General features: G+C 67.1%; 17 protein-coding genes. 10 read left to right on the plus strand and 7 right to left on the minus strand.

Going from position 1 to position 18,385, the window contains the following annotated elements; all coding sequences use genetic code 11:
- Positions 1–45 precede the first annotated feature (45 nt).
- The 8 genes from fabF to cysE all read left to right on the plus strand — a co-directional run bounded on the left by fabF (position 46) and on the right by cysE (position 8,758).
- On the plus strand, positions 46–1,305 hold the full coding sequence (gene fabF / locus P1K30_RS01575; RefSeq protein ID WP_275630914.1) for a beta-ketoacyl-ACP synthase II: 1,260 nt from the start codon (positions 46–48) through the stop codon (positions 1,303–1,305).
- Positions 1,305–2,468 (plus strand): endolytic transglycosylase MltG, encoded by a 1,164-nt coding sequence (gene mltG / locus P1K30_RS01580; RefSeq protein WP_275630915.1) that lies wholly within the window; start codon positions 1,305–1,307, stop codon positions 2,466–2,468. The genes fabF and mltG overlap by 1 nt, the downstream gene beginning before the upstream one ends.
- A gap of 248 nt (positions 2,469–2,716) precedes the next feature.
- Positions 2,717–3,934, plus strand: a complete 1,218-nt coding sequence (locus tag P1K30_RS01585; RefSeq protein ID WP_275630916.1) for an MFS transporter — start codon at positions 2,717–2,719, stop codon at positions 3,932–3,934.
- A gap of 190 nt (positions 3,935–4,124) precedes the next feature.
- Complete coding sequence (locus tag P1K30_RS01590; protein ID WP_275630917.1) at positions 4,125–4,448, plus strand: hypothetical protein; 324 nt, start codon at positions 4,125–4,127, stop codon at positions 4,446–4,448.
- Positions 4,387–6,828, plus strand: coding sequence for a phage tail protein (locus tag P1K30_RS01595; RefSeq protein ID WP_275630918.1), 2,442 nt, complete (start codon positions 4,387–4,389; stop codon positions 6,826–6,828). Before P1K30_RS01590 ends, P1K30_RS01595 begins: the two co-directional genes overlap by 62 nt.
- Positions 6,821–7,531, plus strand: a complete 711-nt coding sequence (locus tag P1K30_RS01600) for a DUF2793 domain-containing protein (protein ID WP_275630919.1) — start codon at positions 6,821–6,823, stop codon at positions 7,529–7,531. The genes P1K30_RS01595 and P1K30_RS01600 overlap by 8 nt, the downstream gene beginning before the upstream one ends.
- 4 nt (positions 7,532–7,535) lie before the next feature.
- Positions 7,536–7,847, plus strand: a complete 312-nt coding sequence (locus P1K30_RS01605; RefSeq protein WP_275630920.1) for a DUF7742 family protein — start codon at positions 7,536–7,538, stop codon at positions 7,845–7,847.
- A gap of 89 nt (positions 7,848–7,936) precedes the next feature.
- On the plus strand, positions 7,937–8,758 hold the full coding sequence (cysE, locus tag P1K30_RS01610; protein WP_275630921.1) for a serine O-acetyltransferase: 822 nt from the start codon (positions 7,937–7,939) through the stop codon (positions 8,756–8,758).
- A gap of 80 nt (positions 8,759–8,838) precedes the next feature.
- On the opposite strand, the gene P1K30_RS01615 is transcribed toward cysE, so the two are convergent.
- The 5 genes from P1K30_RS01615 to P1K30_RS01635 form a co-directional block, all read right to left on the minus strand.
- On the minus strand, positions 8,839–9,177 hold the full coding sequence (locus tag P1K30_RS01615) for a carboxymuconolactone decarboxylase family protein (protein WP_275630922.1): 339 nt from the start codon (positions 9,175–9,177) through the stop codon (positions 8,839–8,841).
- Positions 9,178–9,388: 211 nt separating this feature from the next.
- Positions 9,389–10,717 carry a pyruvate dehydrogenase complex dihydrolipoamide acetyltransferase gene (locus tag P1K30_RS01620; protein ID WP_275630923.1) on the minus strand — a complete coding sequence of 443 codons (1,329 nt, stop codon included), beginning with the start codon at positions 10,715–10,717 and terminating at the stop codon, positions 9,389–9,391.
- Positions 10,718–10,727: 10 nt separating this feature from the next.
- Positions 10,728–12,110 carry a pyruvate dehydrogenase complex E1 component subunit beta gene (locus P1K30_RS01625; RefSeq protein WP_275630924.1) on the minus strand — a complete coding sequence of 461 codons (1,383 nt, stop codon included), beginning with the start codon at positions 12,108–12,110 and terminating at the stop codon, positions 10,728–10,730.
- A 34-nt stretch (positions 12,111–12,144) separates the two neighbouring features.
- Complete coding sequence (pdhA, locus tag P1K30_RS01630; protein ID WP_275630925.1) at positions 12,145–13,161, minus strand: pyruvate dehydrogenase (acetyl-transferring) E1 component subunit alpha; 1,017 nt, start codon at positions 13,159–13,161, stop codon at positions 12,145–12,147.
- A 185-nt stretch (positions 13,162–13,346) separates the two neighbouring features.
- Positions 13,347–13,649, minus strand: coding sequence for an FtsB family cell division protein (locus P1K30_RS01635; RefSeq protein WP_275630926.1), 303 nt, complete (start codon positions 13,647–13,649; stop codon positions 13,347–13,349).
- 123 nt (positions 13,650–13,772) lie between these two features.
- On the opposite strand from P1K30_RS01635, the gene P1K30_RS01640 reads away from it, so the two are divergent.
- A complete protein-coding gene (locus P1K30_RS01640; RefSeq protein ID WP_275630927.1) occupies positions 13,773–15,380 on the plus strand; it encodes an acyl-CoA dehydrogenase family protein in 1,608 nt (535 codons plus the stop codon).
- A 101-nt stretch (positions 15,381–15,481) separates the two neighbouring features.
- Here the strand turns inward: P1K30_RS01640 and P1K30_RS01645 are convergent, their stop codons facing one another.
- On the minus strand, positions 15,482–16,459 hold the full coding sequence (locus P1K30_RS01645) for a DUF3179 domain-containing protein (protein ID WP_275630928.1): 978 nt from the start codon (positions 16,457–16,459) through the stop codon (positions 15,482–15,484).
- Between the two features lie 168 nt (positions 16,460–16,627).
- Here P1K30_RS01645 and P1K30_RS01650 point away from each other — a divergent pair, with 168 nt between their 5' ends.
- Positions 16,628–17,332: a DnaJ-like cysteine-rich domain-containing protein gene (locus P1K30_RS01650; protein WP_275630929.1), complete on the plus strand. Its 705-nt coding sequence runs from the start codon at positions 16,628–16,630 to the stop codon at positions 17,330–17,332.
- Here P1K30_RS01650 and P1K30_RS01655 read toward each other — a convergent pair.
- Positions 17,329–18,216, minus strand: a complete 888-nt coding sequence (locus tag P1K30_RS01655; protein ID WP_275630930.1) for a Hint domain-containing protein — start codon at positions 18,214–18,216, stop codon at positions 17,329–17,331. The genes P1K30_RS01650 and P1K30_RS01655 overlap by 4 nt on opposite strands.
- Positions 18,217–18,385: the final 169 nt, after the last annotated feature.

Raw genomic sequence — 18,385 nt, forward strand, 5'->3', positions numbered from 1 at the left:
TGCCGTTGTGTATCAGGTGGCGGCGGAACGACATGAGGTAGAGCGATGCGGCGAGTGGTCGTGACCGGGCTGGGGATGGTATCTCCGCTGGCCTGCGGTGTGGAGGAAACCTGGGCGCGAATCCTGGACGGCAAGTCCGGCGGTGGCGCTATCACCAAGTTCGATGCGGGTCGGGTTGCCACCACCTATGCGTGCGAGGTGCCGTTGGGTGACGGCAGCGGTGGCACGTTCAACCCCGATGACTGGATGGAACCGAAGGAGCGCCGCAAGGTCGACGACTTCATCCTGTTCGGGATGGCTGCGGCGGATCAGGCGGTTGCCGATGCGGGCTGGACGCCCGAGGACGAGGAAGACCGTCTGCGGACCGGCGTGATGATCGGGTCGGGGATCGGCGGGCTGCAGTCCATCGAGGCGACCACCAAGCTGTTGATGGAGAAGGGCCCGCGCCGCGTGTCGCCGTTCTTTATCCCGGGCGCGCTGATCAACCTTGTCTCGGGGCAGGTCGGTATCCGCTATGGCTTCAAGGGGCCGAACCACGCCGTCGTGACGGCCTGTTCGACCGGCGCGCACGCCATCGGCGACGCGGCGCGGTTGATCCAGTGGGGCGACGCGGACGTGATGGTCGCGGGCGGGGCGGAAAGCTCGATCTGCGAGATCGGGATCGCCGGGTTCAACGCCTGCAAGGCGCTGTCGACGAAATACGCCGAGACCCCCGAGCGGGCGAGCCGTCCCTATGACGCCGACCGTGACGGTTTCGTCATGGGCGAAGGCGCGGGCGTCGTGGTGCTGGAAGAATACGAGCACGCCGTGAAGCGCGGTGCGAAGATCTACGCCGAGGTTCTGGGCTATGGCCTGACCGGCGATGCCTATCACATCACCGCACCGTCCGAAGATGGGGACGGCGGGTATCGTGCGATGGACGCGGCGCTGAAGCGTGCCGGTCTGGCGCCCGAGGCGGTCGACTACATCAACGCGCACGGTACCTCGACGATGGCGGACACCATCGAGCTTGCCGCCGTCGAGCGCCTGCTGGGCGACAAGGCGGGCGAGGCAACCATGTCGTCGACCAAGTCGGCCACCGGGCACCTGCTGGGTGCGGCGGGTGCGATCGAGGCAATCTTCTCGATCCTCGCGATCCGCGATCAGGTCGCGCCGCCGACGATCAACCTCGACAATCCGGCGGTCGAGTCGAAGCTTGACCTTGCCCCGAACGCCAAGCGCGTGCGGGACGTGAAGGTGGCGCTGTCGAACTCGTTCGGCTTTGGCGGTACCAACGCCTCGCTGGTTCTGGGGGCGCCGACCTGATGTGGAAATCGGTCGCTTCCAACGGGCTGACGCTTCTGATCGTCCTGTGCGTCGCGGCGGCCGGGGTGATCGGCTGGGGCCGGTCGCAATACCTGGCCGAGGGGCCGTTGTCGGAACCGATCTGCCTGCAGGTCGAGAGCGGGGCGAACATGACCTCGGTCGCCGAGGATCTTGCCGGGCAGGGCGCGGTGACCAACCCGCGGATCTTTCGGATCGGCGCGGATTACAGCGACAAGTCGGGTGACCTGAAGGCCGGGAACTTCCTGATCCCGGTCGGGGCCTCGATGGAAGAGATCGTCGAGGCTGTGACCGCCAGCGGCCGCAATACCTGTGGGACCGAGGTGGTGTACCGGATCGGCGTGAACCACGAGACGATTCAGGTGCGCGAGCTTGATCCTGCCACCAACCGCTTCGTGGAACTGGTGAATTTCGATCCCACCGAGGTCGAAACCGGCGAAGAGGTCGCGCTGTACGAGCAGTACCGCGATCAGGGCGGCACCCGCTTCCGGGTCGTCGTGGCCGAGGGCGTGACCAGCTGGCAGATCGTGTCCGGTCTGCGCGAGGTCGACGTGATGACCGGGGCGGTCGACGAGATCCCGCCGGAAGGCTATCTGGCACCCGACAGCTACGAGATCGCGACCGGCGACGACCGGGGCACCTTGCTGGAACTGATGCGGTCGCGTCAGGACGAGCGGATCGACGCGGCGTGGCAGAACCGGGCCGAGGACCTGCCGTTCGAGACGAAGGAAGAGGCGGTGATCCTTGCCTCTATCGTCGAGAAGGAAACCGGTGTTCCCGAGGAACGCGGGCAGGTTGCGTCTGTCTTCGTGAACCGGCTGGAGCAGGGCATGCGTCTGCAGACGGACCCCACGGTCATCTATGGCATCACCAACGGGCAGGGCGTGCTTGGCCGGGGCATCCGGCAAAGCGAGCTGCGCGCCGAGACGCCGTACAACACCTATGTGATCGACGGGATGCCGCCGACGCCCATCGCCAACCCAGGCATCGCGAGCCTTGAGGCGGCGATGAACCCCGAAGAAACGCCTTACGTGTTCTTCGTGGCGGATGGCACCGGCGGGCACGCCTTTGCCGAGACGCTGGCCGAGCACAACGAAAACGTCGCTCGGTGGCGCGAGATCGAGGCGGAACGCTCGGGGAACTGAGCCGGGCCAGATTGGAACAGGAACGCCTGGGGCCGATGGTCCCCGGCGTTTTTCGTTTTCGGTGCGTGGGGTTGCCCAAGGCGCGGGGGGCGCAGGGTGATCGCCAGGTGAGGCTGGCGCAGGATGGCGGGCCGGCTTAGTGTGCCGGCGGTCGCCTTTGCGCCGGTCTGCGGTTCGCGGGGAAGAGCACGCCGACGCCTGTTCGTGGCGTTGACGGAAACCGTAATGTCCTGTCCCGGAGACGTCCGATGCGCCGTGGCGAACGCCTTTCGCTGTACATCTGCCTGACCGCGCTGACGGCCTTTGCGATCGACGGTATCCTTCCGGTGATGCCGGTCATCGAGGCGGCGCTGCCGCCGTCTGCCCCGTTCACCGGGGCGCAGATCATCACCGTGTTCATTCTTGGCATGTCCTTGGGCGAGCTGTTCATCGGCCCGCTGAGCGACGCGGTGGGGCGGCGTCCGGCGGTGATATTCGGGTTGGCGGTGTTTATCGCGGGAACCGTTTTGGCGGGATGGGCCGACAGCTTTGGCTTGGTGATCCTTGGCCGGTTCTTGCAGGGCGTCGGCGTTGCCGGGCCGAAGATCGGGACGCGGGCGATGGTCCGGGACCGGCATGCGGGGGCGGACATGGCGCGGGTCATGTCGATCGTTTTCACGCTGATCGTGCTTGTGCCGATGATCGCCCCGGCCATCGGCGCCGGGATCGCGGCGGTGGCGGGCTGGCGCGGGGTGTTCCATACCTATCTGGCTTTGGCGGTCGCGTTGGGGGCTTGGCTTTGGCTGCGCCATCCCGAGACGCTGGACACGAACAGGCGCGTGCCGTTGCGGCCCCTGCGATTGGCGCGGAACATCTGGTCAGTGGTGCGGCGGCGCGACGTGTTCCCGGTGGTGGTCGCCACCGGCTTTGTCTACGGCGCACAACTGGCCTATCTGGCGGTCGCGGCCGACCTGCTTGGCGTGGGATACGACCGGGCCGCGATGATGCCCGCGTTCTTCGCGCTGCTTGCCTCGGGGACCGGGGCCGCGTTGCTTTTGAATGTGCGGGTCGTCGCGCGGGTCGGGATGGGCCCTTTGATCCTGTGGGGCTTTGGATTGCTGGGCGCGTCCGGCGTCAGCCTGCTGATCGCCGCGGACCTGAGCGGAGGGCTGCCGCCGCTTGCGGTCTTGATCGGTCTTGCGTGGGTGGGGTTCTTCGCGCTCGGGCTGCTGTTCGGCAATCTCAACGCTTATGCCATGCGTCCGTTGGGAGACCTTGCCGGTCTGGGCTCGTCGATCGTCGCTTCGGTGTCCAGCCTGATGTCCGTCGTGTTCGTCACCGCGATCGAACGGACGGTGTCGGGGCCGGTGCAGGTGATCGGCTGGGGCTTCGCGCTGGCCGCGGTCCTATCCGTGGGCTGCATGTTGGCAGCCGTGCCGAGTGGGTCCGGCGCGCGGGTCTTGCGGGCGCTTGGCTTGCGCGGTTAGGGCGTGGGTTAATGAACCGTTACCGGACGATCCTGTAACCAATTGAAAACGATAAACTTCTTGACCTCCGCGCGGCTCTGGGGTAGGTAAAGAGCAAGCTGGACGAGGTGGGCAAGCGGCCCCGGGGGTGTTCCCCGGAGGCCGCTTTTTCATGTCCGACGGTTGGCCTCGGGGGGGGGGCGGGCAACTCATGACATTGATCAAGGCGACGGATGCCGGGGCGGGGGACGAATGCGTCGACCTGGCCGAACGGCAGTTGATGGAGGCGCTTCGCGCGGTGGCGGAGGTCACGGAGAAAATTCGCCGGCAGGAGTTCGACTCGCTGGCGGACATGCCGAAGGTCGCGGCGAGCGCGTCTGCGGCGGCGCGGCAGTTGTTGACGGAGAAGAACCGTGTTTACGAGCAGCAGAAACGAACCGTCGGGGTCGTCCACGACTATGCAATCGACTTCGATGCCGCACGGGACGAGATCGGGCGCCGCCTGGCTCGTCTCCGAGCCGCCGGAGACGGCTGAGACCTTTCTGGCAGGGCTGAGCGAGGGGGCGCTGCTGGCGTTGCCCTACCTGTTCGAGTTCTGGGCGCTGCCGCACCAGTTGCCGCCCGAGGGCGACTGGCGAACTTGGGTGATCATGGGCGGTCGTGGCGCGGGCAAGACGCGCGCCGGGGCAGAGTGGGTCCGGTCCGAGGTCGAAGGTGCGCTGCCGCTGGATCCGGGGCGGTCGTCCCGCGTCGCGCTGGTCGGCGAAACGATCGATCAGGTCCGCGAGGTCATGGTGTTCGGCGACAGCGGCATCCTTGCCTGTTCGCCGCCGGACCGACGCCCCGAGTGGCAGGCGACGCGGCGGCGGCTGGTCTGGCCGAACGGGGCGGTCGCGCAGGTGTTCTCGGCGCACGAACCCGAGGGGCTGCGGGGGCCGCAGTTCGATGCGGCCTGGGTCGATGAATACGGCTGTGCCGCCATCGACAAGGGCACGAACCAACCGAACAAGTTTCTGGACCCGAAGTCGTCGGAAAGCCTGCTGCCGCATTATTCGAGCGGACGACGCGATGATTTCATTCAGATGCAATATCTTAGGGCGATCACCTCACACTATGCATCAACGGAGAACAACCCGGTTTCGGCGGTCTATGGCGGTCCGATGGTCGATATGGCGCGGGCGCATGTCTGGGCTTGGGACGCGCGGCCCTACCCGCATTTCCCCGGGCTGACCGACGTCTGGAGCGACGGCGACAACTATGGGCGCGGGCACTGGTTGAACGGGCGTGGCGGGTCGCGCTCGCTGGCGGGCGTGGTGGCCGAGGTGTGCGACCGCGCCGGGGTGACGGACTATGATGTGTCGGAGCTGTGGGGGCTGCTGCGCGGCTATATGGCGACCGGATCGGACACGGGGCGGTCGGAGTTGCAGCCGCTGATGCTGGCCTACGGGTTCGACGCGGTAGAGCGGCAGGGCGTGCTGGCGTTCCGCAGCCGCGACGGTGTGGCGACCGCGTCGGTGGAGAGCGACGGGCTGGCGGTGTCGCCCGAGGCGGAGTCGGACATCGTGATGTTGCGGGCACCGGATGCCGAGACGGCGGGACGGTTGCGGCTGAGCTATGTCGAGAGCGACGCGGACTATGAGACGCGGGCGTCGGAGGCGGTGTTCCCGGACGAGGCGACGCAGGGCGTGGCGGCGTCGGAGCTGCCGCTGGTGCTGACCGCGACCGAGGCGCGCGGGATCGCGGAGCGGTGGCTGGCCGAGGCGCGGGTGGCGCGGGACACGGCGAAGTTCTCGTTGCCGCCGTCGCGGCTGGCGGTGGGGGCAGGCGACGTGGTGCGGCTGCCGTCCGGCGCCGGCTATCGGGTCGATCGGGTGGAGATGGCCGAACACCAGATCCTGGAAGCCGTGCGGGTGGAGCCGGAACTTTACCTGCCGTCGGACGCGGTGGAAGAGGTCGTGCGGCCCAAGCCGTTCGCGGCCCCGGTGCCGGTGTATCCGCTGTTTCTGGACCTGCCGCTGTTGCGGGGGGACGAGGTGCCCCATGCGCCGCATGTCGCGGCGACGGCGCGGCCTTGGCCCGGAACGGCGGCGGTGTACGACTCGTCCTCGGACGAGGGGTACGGGCTGAACGTGAGGCTGGCGTCGGCCTCGGTCATTGGCGAGACGCAGACCGCGCTGAACGCGGCGGCGCCGGGCGTGCTGGACCGGAGCGGTGCGCTGCGGGTGCGGCTGGTGAAGGGGGCTTTGTCGTCGGCCAGCGTGACCGAGATGCTGAACGGGGCGAACGCGGCGGCGATTGGGGATGGTTCCGCCGGGAACTGGGAAGTGTTCCAGTTCGCCGACGCGACGCTGGTGGACACGCGCACGTGGGAGATCGGCGTTCGGCTGCGCGGGCAGGCGGGGACCGACGGGTTCATGCCCGAGGTCTGGCCAGCGGGCAGTACGTTCGTGCTGCTGGACGGCACGCCGCAGCAGATCGACCTTGCGCTGTCGAACCGGGGGCTGGCGCGGCACTATCGCATCGGTCCGGCGCAGCGGGCCTATGACGATCCGTCCTACGTGCATCTTGTCGAGGCGTTCGATGGCATCGGGTTGCGGCCCTATGCGCCGGTGCATCTGCGCCGGGTGCAGGACGGCGGTGACGACGTGTTCGCGTGGGTGCGGCGCACACGGATCGACGGCGACAGCTGGCAGTCGGCAGATGTGCCGCTGGCCGAGGAAACCGAGGCCTATGCCGTCCGCGTGCGGCACGGGGGCGGCATCGTGCGGGAGGCGACGACCGCCGGCACGTCGTGGACCTACTCTGCCGCCGCGCGGGCCGGGGACGGTGTGGGGGGAAGCTACGATGTCGAGGTGGCGCAGGTGTCTGCGCAGTTCGGCCCGGGACCTTACAGGAGGATCGTGATCGATGGATGAGACGTTGCAGCTTGCACTGCCGCTTTTGCAGCCTGCGCAGGCCCAGAAGCATGTCACGGTGAACGAGGCGCTGGTCCGGTTGGACGGGCTGACGCACCTGACGCTGCAGTCGGTGGACACGGTGGTGCCGCCCGTATCGGGGGACGATGGCGAGGCGTGGGGTGTGCCGCTGGGAGCGGTGAACGCGTGGGATGGGCACGCGGGCGAGGTCGCGGTCTGGTCCAATGGGGGCTGGGTCTATGTGCAGCCCCAGACCGGGTGGCGCGGCTGGTTGGTGGACCAGCATGTCGCGGTGCTGCACGACGGGTCGGGCTGGGTCAACGGGGGCGTCGCGGCCTCGGTCAACCGGGCGGTGTCGGCGCTGAACGTGCTGGAGTTCGACCACGCGATCGCGGCGGGGGCAAGTTCGGTCACGGCCGGGGTGATCCCGCAATACGCGATGGTGTTCGCGGTGACGGCGCGGATCAAGACCGCGTTCACCGGCGCGCTGAGCGACTGGGATTTCGGCGTGGCGGGGGCCACCAACCGCTATGGCAGCGGGCTGGGCTTGTCGGCGGGGTCGTGGGTGTCGGGCATCACCGGCCAGCCGGTGACCTACTATGCGGATACGCCGCTGGTGCTGACGGCCAATGGCGGCGACTTTGCGGGGGGCGAGTTGCGGGTGGCGGTGCATTGCTTCACCGCCTCGCCGCCCGAGGTCTGAGCGGGTGCTGCCCGTCCTGCACGGCGACGTGACGGCGGCGGCGCGGGTGTTGCGCGGGGTGCCGGTGACAGCGCGGGCAGCGGTGCTGTCCACGTTGATCCGGTCGGCCACCTGGGCATCTTTGTACCGGCAAAAACACGGGCGGCAGCATCCCTGTTGGGGCGATGGAACGCTGATGGCTGCTGCCTTGGCCCGAGACCCCGCGCCAGAGCCGGGGCTGGGAGATGCCGACTATTGCCGGTGCCTTGCGCTGGTCCTGTCGACGCTGGCGCGGCGGCAGGAAGAGGCCTTGGCGGGCCAAGCGGATCGCACATAAGAATATGGAATTGATGTTATCACCGCTTTGCGTTTGGAAGCGCCTTCCTATCTGGTGTATGACACCGCAAGTGACGGAAGGACGAAATCATGGTCGAAATCCGCAAGGCAATCGCTGAACTTGATCCTGTCTGGACCCGGATCCGGACCGAGGCGGAGCAGGCCGTGGTGGACGAACCGCTTTTGGGCGGGCTCGTGCATTCCTCTATTCTGCACCACGCTTCGCTTGAACGTGCGCTGGCCTATCGCGTGTCGCTGAAGCTGGCGTCGGGCGAGATGTCGGAGCAGATCCTGCGCGAGATCGCGGACGAGGCCTATGCGTCGAACAGCGCGCTGGGGATCGCCGCGCGGGCGGATCTTGTCGCGGTGTTCGAGCGTGATCCGGCCTGCCACCGGTTCATGCAGGCGCTTTTGTACTTCAAGGGTTTCCAGGCGGTGCAGGCGTATCGCGTGGCGCATTGGCTGTGGCAGGAAGGCCGGCACGACATGGCCTATTTCATCCAGATGCGCGTGAGCGAAGTGTTCGGCGTGGACATCCACCCCGCCGCGACCGTCGGTCAGGGCATCATGATCGACCACGCGCATTCCATCGTTATCGGTGAAACCGCGACCGTGGGTGACAACGTGTCGATGCTGCACTCGGTGACGCTGGGCGGCACCGGCAAGGAAGAGCAGCAGCGCCATCCGACCATCGAGAACGGCGTGCTGATCGGCGCCGGGGCGAAGGTTTTGGGCAACATCACCGTTGGCCGGTGCAGCAAGGTGGCCGCCGGGTCGGTCGTGTTGCAGGACGTGCCGCCGAAGAAGACCGTGGCGGGGGTTCCCGCCAAGATCGTTGGCGACGCGGGCTGCGATCAGCCGTCGGTGTCGATGGACCATCTGCTGAGCGGTCAGCAGGTTCTCGGGATGTGAGTGTCGCTGGGATGGGGTGGAACCCCATCCTACGTGTGATGGGTCTTGATCGGTGTTTGGGGATGGGGTGGAACCCCATCCTACGCGTCTATGAGCTGGTCGTAGGCTTCCAGGGCCTTTACCCCGTACATATAGGCCGGACCGCCGCCCATCAGGGTGGCGACGCCGATCACGTCGGCGATGTCGTCGCGGCTGGCGCCCGCCTTTGCCGCGCCCTGCACGTGGAAGCCGATGCAGTCGACACACCGTTGCGAAATGCCGATGGCCAAGGCGATCAGTTCCTTCTCGCGCAGCGTCAGGCTGCCGTCCCCCATTGCGCCGCGGTGCATCGCGGTAAAGCCGCGGCCTGCGGCCTCGTGGGTGCGGCGGAACTCGGCCAGAGTCGCGCTTGTATCGTCCAGGTGGGTTTTCCAGTCCATAAGACATTCCGTTCGTTGAATGGGATGTGTTGGGTTTAGGACTGGCCGGGCGGACGCGCCTTGAGGTGGATCAAGCGTATTCGGGGGAGCGATGGGGTGGAACCTCCACCAGAAGATGGGGTGGAACCCCATCCTACGTGTGGGATCAGGGGAAATGAAACGGCCCGCCTTTTGGGGGCGGGCCGTTTGGGTCGTTTCAGGTGGCGGTGGCTTAGGCCAGCATCGCAACCGGGTTTTCAAGGTTGTTCTTGATCGCGGTCAGCAGCTCGGCGCCGAGCGCACCGTCGATGACCCGGTGATCGACGGACAGCGTCACCGACATCACCGTCGCCACGCCAAGTTCGCCATCGTCCTTGACCACCGGCTTCTTCACGCCAGCGCCGACGGCAAGGATCGCGCCGTGGGGCGGGTTGATGACCGCGTCGAAGTTGTCGATGCCGAACATACCGAGGTTCGAGATCGCGAACGACCCGCCGACGTATTCGTGCGGCGCGAGCTTGCGGTCGCGGGCACGGGTGGCGAGGTCCTTCATCTCGGACGACAGGGCCGACAGCGTCTTCTGGTGCGCGTCCTTGATCACCGGGGTGAACAGGCCGCCCTCGATCGCCACGGCGACCGCGACGTCTGACGGCGTCAGCTTGATGATGCGGTCACCGGCCCAGACCGCGTTGGCGGCAGGGATTTCCTGAAGCGCGTTGGCGCAGGCCTTGATGATGAAGTCGTTGACCGACAGCTTCACGCCCTTGGCTTCCAGCTGCTTGTTCAGCGTCGAGCGGAACTTCAGCAGGTCGTCGAGCTGGATGTCGCGGCGCAGGTAGAAATGCGGGATCGTCTGCTTGGCCTCGGTGAGGCGGCTGGCGACCGTCTTGCGCATCCCGTCGAGTTTGACCTCTTCGTACTCGCGGCCCTCGTACATCTTGACGACCTGCTCGTAGCCGGGACCGGCGGGCGCGGCGGCTGCAGCGGCAGGGGCCGATGCGGCGGCGGCGGGCTTGTCCGTGGCCTTCTGGGCCGTGGGCTGCGCGCTTTCGACGTCGGCCTTGACGATGCGACCCTTGGGGCCGGAGCCCTTGATCTGCGTCAGGTCGAGGCCCTTGTCCTTGGCGATACGGCGTGCCAGCGGCGACGCGAAGATGCGGCTGCCGTCAGAGGCTTCCGGCGCCGCGGGCGCGGAACTTGCCTTTTCGGGGCTGGCCTGCGCCTCTTTCGGAGCAGGCGCCGCCTTGGAGCTTTCCTCGGACGGGGCTGCCGTTTCGGCGGCGCCCGAGGAAGTATCGCCGATGTCGTCGGCGCTTTCCCCGTCTTCAAGCAGGACGGCGATGGGCGTGTTGACCTTCACACCCTCGGTGCCCTCGTCGATCAGGATCTTGCCCACGACACCTTCGTCGACGGCTTCGAATTCCATCGTGGCCTTGTCGGTCTCGATCTCGGCCAGCAGGTCGCCCGACGATACGGTGTCGCCTTCCTTGACCAGCCATTTCGCCAGCGTGCCTTCCTCCATCGTCGGAGACAGCGCGGGCATCAGGATTTCTGTCGGCATGTCCAGTCCCTCAGCGATAGGTTACGGCTTTGACCGCGTCCATGACTTCCTTGGTGGAGGTCAGGGCCAGCTTTTCGAGGTTCGCGGCGTAGGGCATCGGCACGTCCTTGCCGGTGCAGTTGATCACCGGGGCGTCGAGGTAATCGAACGCTTCCTGCATGATCGTCGCCGACAGGTAGTTGCCGATCGAGCAGACCGGGAAGCCTTCTTCCACCGTCACGCAGCGGTTGGTCTTCATGATCGACTTCACCACCGTTTCGGTGTCCATCGGGCGGATGGTGCGCAGGTCGATCACCTCCGCCGAGATGCCTTCCTTCGCCAGTTCGTCCGCCGCTTCCAGCGCATAGGTCATGCCGATGCCGAAGGATACGATGGTGACGTCCTCGCCCTCGCGCCAGATCTTCGCCTTGCCAAGCGGGACGGTGTAGTCGTCCAGCGCGGGCACGTCGAAAGAGCGGCCATAGAGGATCTCGTTCTCAAGGAACACGACCGGGTTCGGATCGCGGATCGCGGATTTCAGAAGACCCTTGGCGTCGGCGGCCGAGTAGGGCTGAACCACCTTCATGCCGGGGATATGCGCGTACCACGCGGCGTAATCCTGGCTGTGCTGGGCGGCCACGCGGGCAGCGGCGCCGTTCGGGCCGCGGAACACGATCGGACAGCCCATCTGGCCGCCGGACATGTACAGCGTCTTGGCGGCAGAGTTGATGATCTGGTCGATCGCCTGCATCGCGAAGTTGAAGGTCATGAACTCGACGATCGGACGGAGACCGGCGAAGGCCGCGCCGACGCCCAGACCGGCAAAGCCGTGCTCGGTGATCGGGGTGTCGATCACGCGGCGGTCCGAGAACTCGTCCAGCAGGCCCTGGGTCACCTTGTAGGCGCCTTGGTACTCGGCGACTTCCTCGCCCATCACGAAGACGCTGTCGTCGCGGCGCATCTCTTCGGCCATCGCGTCGCGCAGGGCCTCGCGGACCGTGGTCGACTTCATCTCGGTGCCAGCGGGGATGTCCTTTTCCTCGGGCACCTTCACCTGCACCGGCGATTTCGCCTGCGCGGGGGCAGAGGCGGGGGCCTCGGCCTCGGATGTGTCGTCGGCCTCGTCCGAGCTTTCGGCAGGCGCGGACGCTTCCGCCGCGCTCATGTCTTCACCTTCTTCGCCGATGATCGCGATGGGGGTGTTGACCTTCACGCCCTCGGTGCCCTCGGCGATCAGGATCTTGCCGATCACGCCCTCGTCGACGGCTTCGAATTCCATCGTGGCCTTGTCGGTTTCGATCTCTGCAAGGATGTCGCCGGACGACACGGTGTCGCCCTCCTTGACCATCCACTTCGCCAGCGTGCCCTCTTCCATCGTGGGGCTGAGCGCCGGCATGAGAATTTCAGTTGCCATTCGTTGGCCTCCCTAAAAACCTGTGGCGCCGGCCTTAGGCCGCGTCGTCCTGCGGAAGTTCTTCTGCGTAGACATCCGTCCACAGTTCTTCGAGCGCGGGCTCGGGGCTTTCCTTCGCGAAATCAGCGGAGTCGTTGATGATCTCCTTGATTTCCTTGTCGATCGCCTTGAGGTCGTCCTCGCTCGCGTACTTGCCGTCGATGATCAGCTTGCGCACGGCCTCGATCGGGTCACGCTCTTCGCGCATCTTCTGCACTTCCTCGCGGGTCCGGTACTTGGCCGGGTCCGACATCGAGTGGCCGCGATAGCGATAGGTCTTCACCTCGAGAATGTAGGGGCCGTCGCCCTTGCGGCAGTGGGCCACCGCTTTCTCGCCGGCCGCCTTCACCGCCAGCACGTCCATGCCGTCGACTTCTTCGCCGGGGATGCCGAACGCCTCGCCGCGGGTGTAGATCGCGGGGCTGGAGGTCGAGCGGTGTTGCGAGGTGCCCATCGCGTACTGGTTGTTCTCGATGATGAAGATCACCGGAAGCTTCCACAGCGCGGCCATGTTGAAGGCCTCGTACACCTGGCCCTGGTTGGCGGCGCCGTCACCGAAGTAGGTGTAGCAGACGTTGTCGTTGCCGTTGTACTTGTTGGCGAAGGCTAGGCCCGCGCCCAGCGGCACGTTGGCGCCGACGATGCCGTGGCCGCCGTAGAATTCCTTCTCTTTCGAGAACATGTGCATCGAGCCGCCCTTGCCCTTCGAGTAGCCGCCTTCGCGGCCCGTGAGCTCGGCCATGACGCCCTTGGGGTCCATCCCGCAGGCCAGCATGTGGCCGTGGTCGCGGTAGGTGGTGATGCGCTGGTCGCCTTCCTTGGCGGTGGCTTCAAGCCCCACCACGACGGCTTCCTGCCCGATGTACAGGTGGCAGAAGCCGCCGATCAGGCCCATGCCGTACAGTTGGCCGGCCTTCTCTTCGAAGCGGCGGATCTGCAGCATTTCACGGTAATAGTTCAACAGCTCTTCCATCGAGGCGCTGTTCTTCTTCGCACGACTGCGGGTGGCCATGTTGGCGTCTCCTCCCTCTCTCGCGGCAATAGTTTAGCGTTAAACAATTCCATATCGCAGAGCGGTGCCCAATGCGACCGGAAATTTCCGCACGCCTTGCCGAGCTGCTATGCGCAAGAGGCATAACTGCACCGGGAGCGCAGGATTTCAACGGAAAAGTGGTTAATCGCCGCCGGGGGGACGGGTCAGTGGACGATGACCTCGTCGTTGCGCACAAGGCCCAGAACCTCGCGCGCACGCTCGTCCAGCAGGTCGAGATCAAGGTATTCGTCCGACAGGCGGCGGGTCTTGTTGCGCAGTTCGGCAACCTCGATCTGCAGCGCGTCGACCTCGTTTTGCAAAAGCTCGGCCTCGGCCTCGATCTGGATGCGGCGGAACAGGCCATAGTCGCCCTGCACGCTGGCAAAGGTGAAGTAGCTGCCCAGCGTGAAGACGACCGCGAAAAACGCGATCACGCCGAATGCCGGTGCCTTGCGGGGTCTGCCCATCGTTTGCCTCGTCTCGCCTCTTTCGGACGTTCGACCAGTACAGTCGCATACCGATAAGCCTTTGTGAATCCCTATAATGACGGGCAAGCTGCTTTGTGATCGACTCCACACGGAGGACGCTGCATGTCCCGCTCCGCCCCAAGGTCCGACCTGGCAACGCACGTGGTCGAGAACCAGCCGCCGATCCGCGCGCCGTCGCTTTGGGCCGACGATCTGCCCCTGCGCGGCGCGGTCGCCGCGGCAGGTGGGCAGGCGGATACGCTGGCCGCGTTCGCACACACCCTGTCGGACCCCGCCATGATCGAGGCGGGCCGCGCCGCGAACCGTTATCCGCCCGAACTTCGGCTGTTCGATCCGGGTGGGCGGCGGCTGGACGAGGTCACCTTTCATCCCGCCTATCACCAGCTGATGACGGCGGGCGCCAAGGCGGGCTACAGCGCCGTCGCATGGGAGCCGCAGAGCGGCGGTCATGTCACCCACGCCGCGATGGTCTACCTGCTCAGCCAGATCGAGCCCGGCGTCTGCTGCCCGCTGACGATGACCTATGCCGCGATCCCGGTGCTGGCGGACTCGGCCTTGGCCAGCGACTGGCTGCCGAAGCTCATCGCGCGGGGATACGACCCGTCCATCGCACCGGTGGCGCAAAAGCGCGCCGCGACCCTTGGCATGGCGATGACCGAAAAGCAGGGCGGGTCGGACGTACGCGCCAACACGACGTGGGCAGAGCCGGACGGCGATGCATGGCGGCTGACGGGGCACAAATGGTTTTGCTCGGCGCCGATGTCGGACGGCTTCCTGACGCTGGCGCAGGCCGAGGCCGGGCTGTCGTGCTTCCTTGTCCCGCGCTGGCTGGACACAGGGCGCAACCGCATCCAGATCCAGCGCCTGAAGGACAAGCTCGGCAACCGCGCCAACGCTTCAGCCGAGATCGAATACCACGGCGCGCTGGCGCACATGCTGGGCGATCCGGGGCAGGGCGTGCGCACCATCATCCGCATGGTTCACCACACCCGATTGGACACCGCGATGGCCCCCGCCGGCCTGATGCGCGCGGCGCTGGCCGAGGCGGCGCACTGGTGCCGGCACCGGACCGTGTTCCAGAAAAAGCTGATCGACCAGCCCCTGATGCGGGCGGTGATCGCTGACCTCGCGCTTGACGTCGAAGGGACGCTGGCGCTGGGGCTGCGGGTGGCGCAGGCCTTCGACGACGCGAACGACGGCTTCGCCCGGATCGCGGTTGCGCTGGCCAAGTTCCTTGGCAACAAGCGCGCGCCCGGCATGATCTACGAGGCGATGGAGGCACTGGGCGGCATGGGCTACGTCGAGGATACGCCGCTGCCGCTGCTCTACCGCGAGGCGCCGCTGAACTCGATCTGGGAAGGCTCGGGCAATGTCATCTGCCTCGACATCCTGCGCACGCTGGCCCGCGACCCCGAGGCGGCGCAGGCGCTGTCCGACGCTTTGGACGCGGCGACGGGCGCCGACACCCGATATGAAGCGGCGCTGGCGGACTTTCGCGCCGCGTGGCCCGGCTTGCCGCCCGAGGCCGAGGCGCGCTTCTTCGCCGAACGCGCCGCCACCCTGCTGACCGCAGCGACCCTCGTGACCGCCGCGCCCGAGGTCGCTGGCCCCTACATCGCCGCCCGCCTCAGCGGCGACCGGGGCCTCGTCGCCGGCGCGGTCCGTACCCACGACACCGCCCCGATCCTCGCGCGGATCCTTCCGGACTGACGCCCGGTCCGGCTTCTTCTCTTCAAAAGTACCTCGGGGGAGTCGCGCTCGGCGCGACGGGGGCAGAGCCGCCTGAACCCCCTCTCTCGCGCACGTTCTTCCTACCGCTCCACCATCCATTCCCCCTCGGGAAAGAACGCGTGGAAGGCGAAGGCGAACATCACGTCGTGCGGCAGGTCGGCGCCCGAGGCGTCCCGCACGCGGATGTTGCCGACCTCGCGGCCCTGCGCGATCTCGGCGCTGTCGAGGGCAGAGGCCTGTCCCCGCGTCCAGCGGATCGTGACACCCTCTTCGACGATTTCTCCGGCCTGCGTCAGGCGGGTCAGGGGCCACGCACGGTCGCCCACCCGCACCACCCGCGCCAGCGGCGGGATGTCGTGCGGCGGCATCGCGCCGTTGTACAGGAACGGACGCGCCGCGCTGTCGTAACCCGCGTAGGGGTTGGTGCCGTAACGCCGATCCCAGTCCGGTTCCGCCATCACCAGCCCATCGGGATGCGCCGTTCGGAACCGGTCCCAGCCTGCCATCCACGACGGCAACTGCGTCAGCCGGGTGCCGGTCAGTTCGCCGACGATCGCCTCTCCGACCGCCTGTTGCCACCAGCTTTCGGTCTCGCGGTCGTACATCACCATGTCCGAATTCCGCAGCTTGCCCGTGACCCCGAAACTCAGGTCGCGCCCGTCCACCTGCCGCAGGAACACCAGCGCCGAGTTGCACAGGGGGCAGAAGGTCACCGCGACGGGCACGTCCGCCACGGAGTCGTTCACGATCTCATGCCACGTCAGATAACGGATCGGATAAGCGCGGGCCGCCGTGCCGGGCAGGTCCAGCACGATCACCGGTTCGCGCTCGCCCAAGTCAGGCGCCTCGGCGACCGGGACGAAGGCGGGCGCGTCCAGCGCCGGGATGCCGTCGCGGGGCGGGCCGCCGGACAGGATCTCGGTCCAGCTGTCGACGGTCGTGGTGGTGAAATCGGTATTCGGCCATTCGGTCTGCCAGAAGGCGGGGTCGGCCTTGGCGGGGACGGCGGTCAGGGACAGCAGAACGGCAAGCGCTGCGGGCAGGATCGGTCGGGGCATCGCGGTCTCCGGTCGCGGCGGGTTTGCAGGGCAGGGTGACGCAGCGGCAGGCAAAGATCCACGCAAATCTGCGTCATCCCGCACCCGGCAGGGCGCGGGCTTGACCCGGGGCCGGGGAGGGCGGTTTATCGGCAGGCGGGCAGCTCAGATGGAGACGGGCCGGACAGAATGGTCAGGCGGGACGACAGGCAAGCGGGCGACGCCGACTGCCCCTATTGCGACGGCACCGGCACAGCCGACGGCGACCGCGTGGCCTGCCGCGCCTGCGCCGGCATGGGCGAGCGGGGCGGTTTGACCTGCGAGGCCTGCGATGGCGCCGGGCTGGTGACCGGGCCGCTGCGCGGGCCTTGCGCCTATTGCGGCGGCAGCGGGCACGATCCGTACCCCCGGCGCGAACCGCCGCCGCTGCGCCGCACCGGCGACCCGCCCGAGCCCGACCCGCAACCCGTCGCACAGCCGGGCTGGACGCTGGCAAGCGGCGTCGTGGCGCTGGCGGTGGCGGGGCTGGTGTGGCTTGCGCTGTCGGCGAATTCTGACGATGCGCATCTGGATGGCTGGGTCCCCTACGCGGTCGCGGGGGTGGCGGGCCTTTTGGCCGGGATGGTCTGGCGCGCCGCCGCGAAGCTGGTGGTCGCGGCGGCGGTGTTCGTGTTGGTGACGGATCTGGCCCTTGGGCGGCTGCCGCTGTCGGCGGACTGGCAGGCCTTCGCGCTTGGTCTTATGGCCGCCGCGCTTGCCTTGTGGAAATGGCGTGTGGTGGGCATCGCCGGGCTGGTCCTGCTGGCGCTGTCCTTCGCGGTCGCATGGGCCCGGGGCATCCCCGTGCCGGATGTGCTGTCGCCGCTGTGGACCGCGCTGCGGGGCGGCGGCTAGGCTGCGTCTTCGATCCCAAGCCGCGCCCGCAGGCCAGCCGGCACCAGCCGGGCCGAGGCGACACGCGGCAGTGGCATCTCTTCGATCACCCGGTCTTCGCCGTACAGCGCGGCGTACTCCGCATGGTTGTCGAAACGGCGGCGGGTGACCGCGTCCACGAAGGTCTCGGCCGCCGCGCCGTTGGCGAGGATCACATCATGCGCGTCCGTCTCGACATGGTAGTAGGTGACGGTCTCGGGCAGGGCGTCCAGCGGGTCCAGCGTGATGGTGGCGCCGTTCACCAGCGCGCCTGCGGTGATCGCCAGCCCGTCGAGGGTCAGCGCGTGATCGGGCGTCAGGACAAGGTCGCTGTGCGGCAGGCCGTCGCCAAGCGCCCCCGCACGGACCCGCACCGGCGCCATGCGGTCGCCTGCGAACAGCTTGTGCATCGTCTGACGGCCGATCCAGCGCACCGGCACCACACGTCCGTCCTCGGTCAGGATCAGATCTCCGATCTCGAGCGTCTCGACCGCGCGCTCTCCGTTGGGCGTGGCGATCCCGGTGCCTGCCGCGAAACACACCGGAAAGTCCGACGTATCGAGGTTGAGCGATGCGACGTCCGGATAGCTCGCTTCGGGAAGGTTCACGCCCAGAACAAGCAGGTCGCCGGACACCTCTTGGATCACCGGGTACTCCCGGCCGCCATAGCTGGTCGTCCCGAGGAAGGTGAAATCGACATAGTCGATCCCGTCGAGGCGCGAGGACAGGGTTTCCGTGTAGGAAAACTGATCGTCGCCCGGGTCGAAGTCATACAGCCACAGTTCCGCAAGGTCGACGTGGTCGAAAAACGTGCCCTCCTCGTACACCGTGATCGGACTGCCTGCGGGAAGGACGTATTCAGCCATCGGTCAGGTCTGCCTTTGCAAAAGAGAGAAGCGCGCACCAGCGCCGGGCGATCCGGTTCGGGCGTTCGCAGTCTAGTTTACAAGTTAAACGGGTGTCTGTCCCAGCCTGTCCCGGTCGGTCCGATGGCGGGCCGGCGGCTGTTACATGTTTCCTACAGTGCGCGTCTGG

Origin of the sequence: Psychromarinibacter halotolerans, from assembly GCF_029168315.1 — a bacterium.
Classification (GTDB): domain Bacteria; phylum Pseudomonadota; class Alphaproteobacteria; order Rhodobacterales; family Rhodobacteraceae; genus Psychromarinibacter; species Psychromarinibacter halotolerans.

What these genes read in the sequence shown, in the direction of transcription:
- fabF (WP_275630914.1), top strand. Translation starts at nt 46, where the DNA reads ATGCGGCGAGTGGTCGTGACCGGGCTGGGGATGGTATCTCCGCTGGCC.
- mltG (WP_275630915.1), top strand. Translation starts at nt 1,305, where the DNA reads ATGTGGAAATCGGTCGCTTCCAACGGGCTGACGCTTCTGATCGTCCTG.
- P1K30_RS01585 (WP_275630916.1), top strand. Translation starts at nt 2,717, where the DNA reads ATGCGCCGTGGCGAACGCCTTTCGCTGTACATCTGCCTGACCGCGCTG.
- P1K30_RS01590 (WP_275630917.1), top strand. Translation starts at nt 4,125, where the DNA reads ATGACATTGATCAAGGCGACGGATGCCGGGGCGGGGGACGAATGCGTC.
- P1K30_RS01595 (WP_275630918.1), top strand. Translation starts at nt 4,387, where the DNA reads ATGCCGCACGGGACGAGATCGGGCGCCGCCTGGCTCGTCTCCGAGCCG.
- P1K30_RS01600 (WP_275630919.1), top strand. Translation starts at nt 6,821, where the DNA reads ATGGATGAGACGTTGCAGCTTGCACTGCCGCTTTTGCAGCCTGCGCAG.
- cysE (WP_275630921.1), top strand. Translation starts at nt 7,937, where the DNA reads ATGGTCGAAATCCGCAAGGCAATCGCTGAACTTGATCCTGTCTGGACC.
- P1K30_RS01615 (WP_275630922.1), bottom strand. Translation starts at nt 9,177, where the DNA reads ATGGACTGGAAAACCCACCTGGACGATACAAGCGCGACTCTGGCCGAG.
- P1K30_RS01620 (WP_275630923.1), bottom strand. Translation starts at nt 10,717, where the DNA reads ATGCCGACAGAAATCCTGATGCCCGCGCTGTCTCCGACGATGGAGGAA.
- P1K30_RS01625 (WP_275630924.1), bottom strand. Translation starts at nt 12,110, where the DNA reads ATGGCAACTGAAATTCTCATGCCGGCGCTCAGCCCCACGATGGAAGAG.
- pdhA (WP_275630925.1), bottom strand. Translation starts at nt 13,161, where the DNA reads ATGGCCACCCGCAGTCGTGCGAAGAAGAACAGCGCCTCGATGGAAGAG.
- P1K30_RS01635 (WP_275630926.1), bottom strand. Translation starts at nt 13,649, where the DNA reads ATGGGCAGACCCCGCAAGGCACCGGCATTCGGCGTGATCGCGTTTTTC.
- P1K30_RS01640 (WP_275630927.1), top strand. Translation starts at nt 13,773, where the DNA reads ATGTCCCGCTCCGCCCCAAGGTCCGACCTGGCAACGCACGTGGTCGAG.
- P1K30_RS01645 (WP_275630928.1), bottom strand. Translation starts at nt 16,459, where the DNA reads ATGCCCCGACCGATCCTGCCCGCAGCGCTTGCCGTTCTGCTGTCCCTG.
- P1K30_RS01650 (WP_275630929.1), top strand. Translation starts at nt 16,628, where the DNA reads ATGGTCAGGCGGGACGACAGGCAAGCGGGCGACGCCGACTGCCCCTAT.
- P1K30_RS01655 (WP_275630930.1), bottom strand. Translation starts at nt 18,216, where the DNA reads ATGGCTGAATACGTCCTTCCCGCAGGCAGTCCGATCACGGTGTACGAG.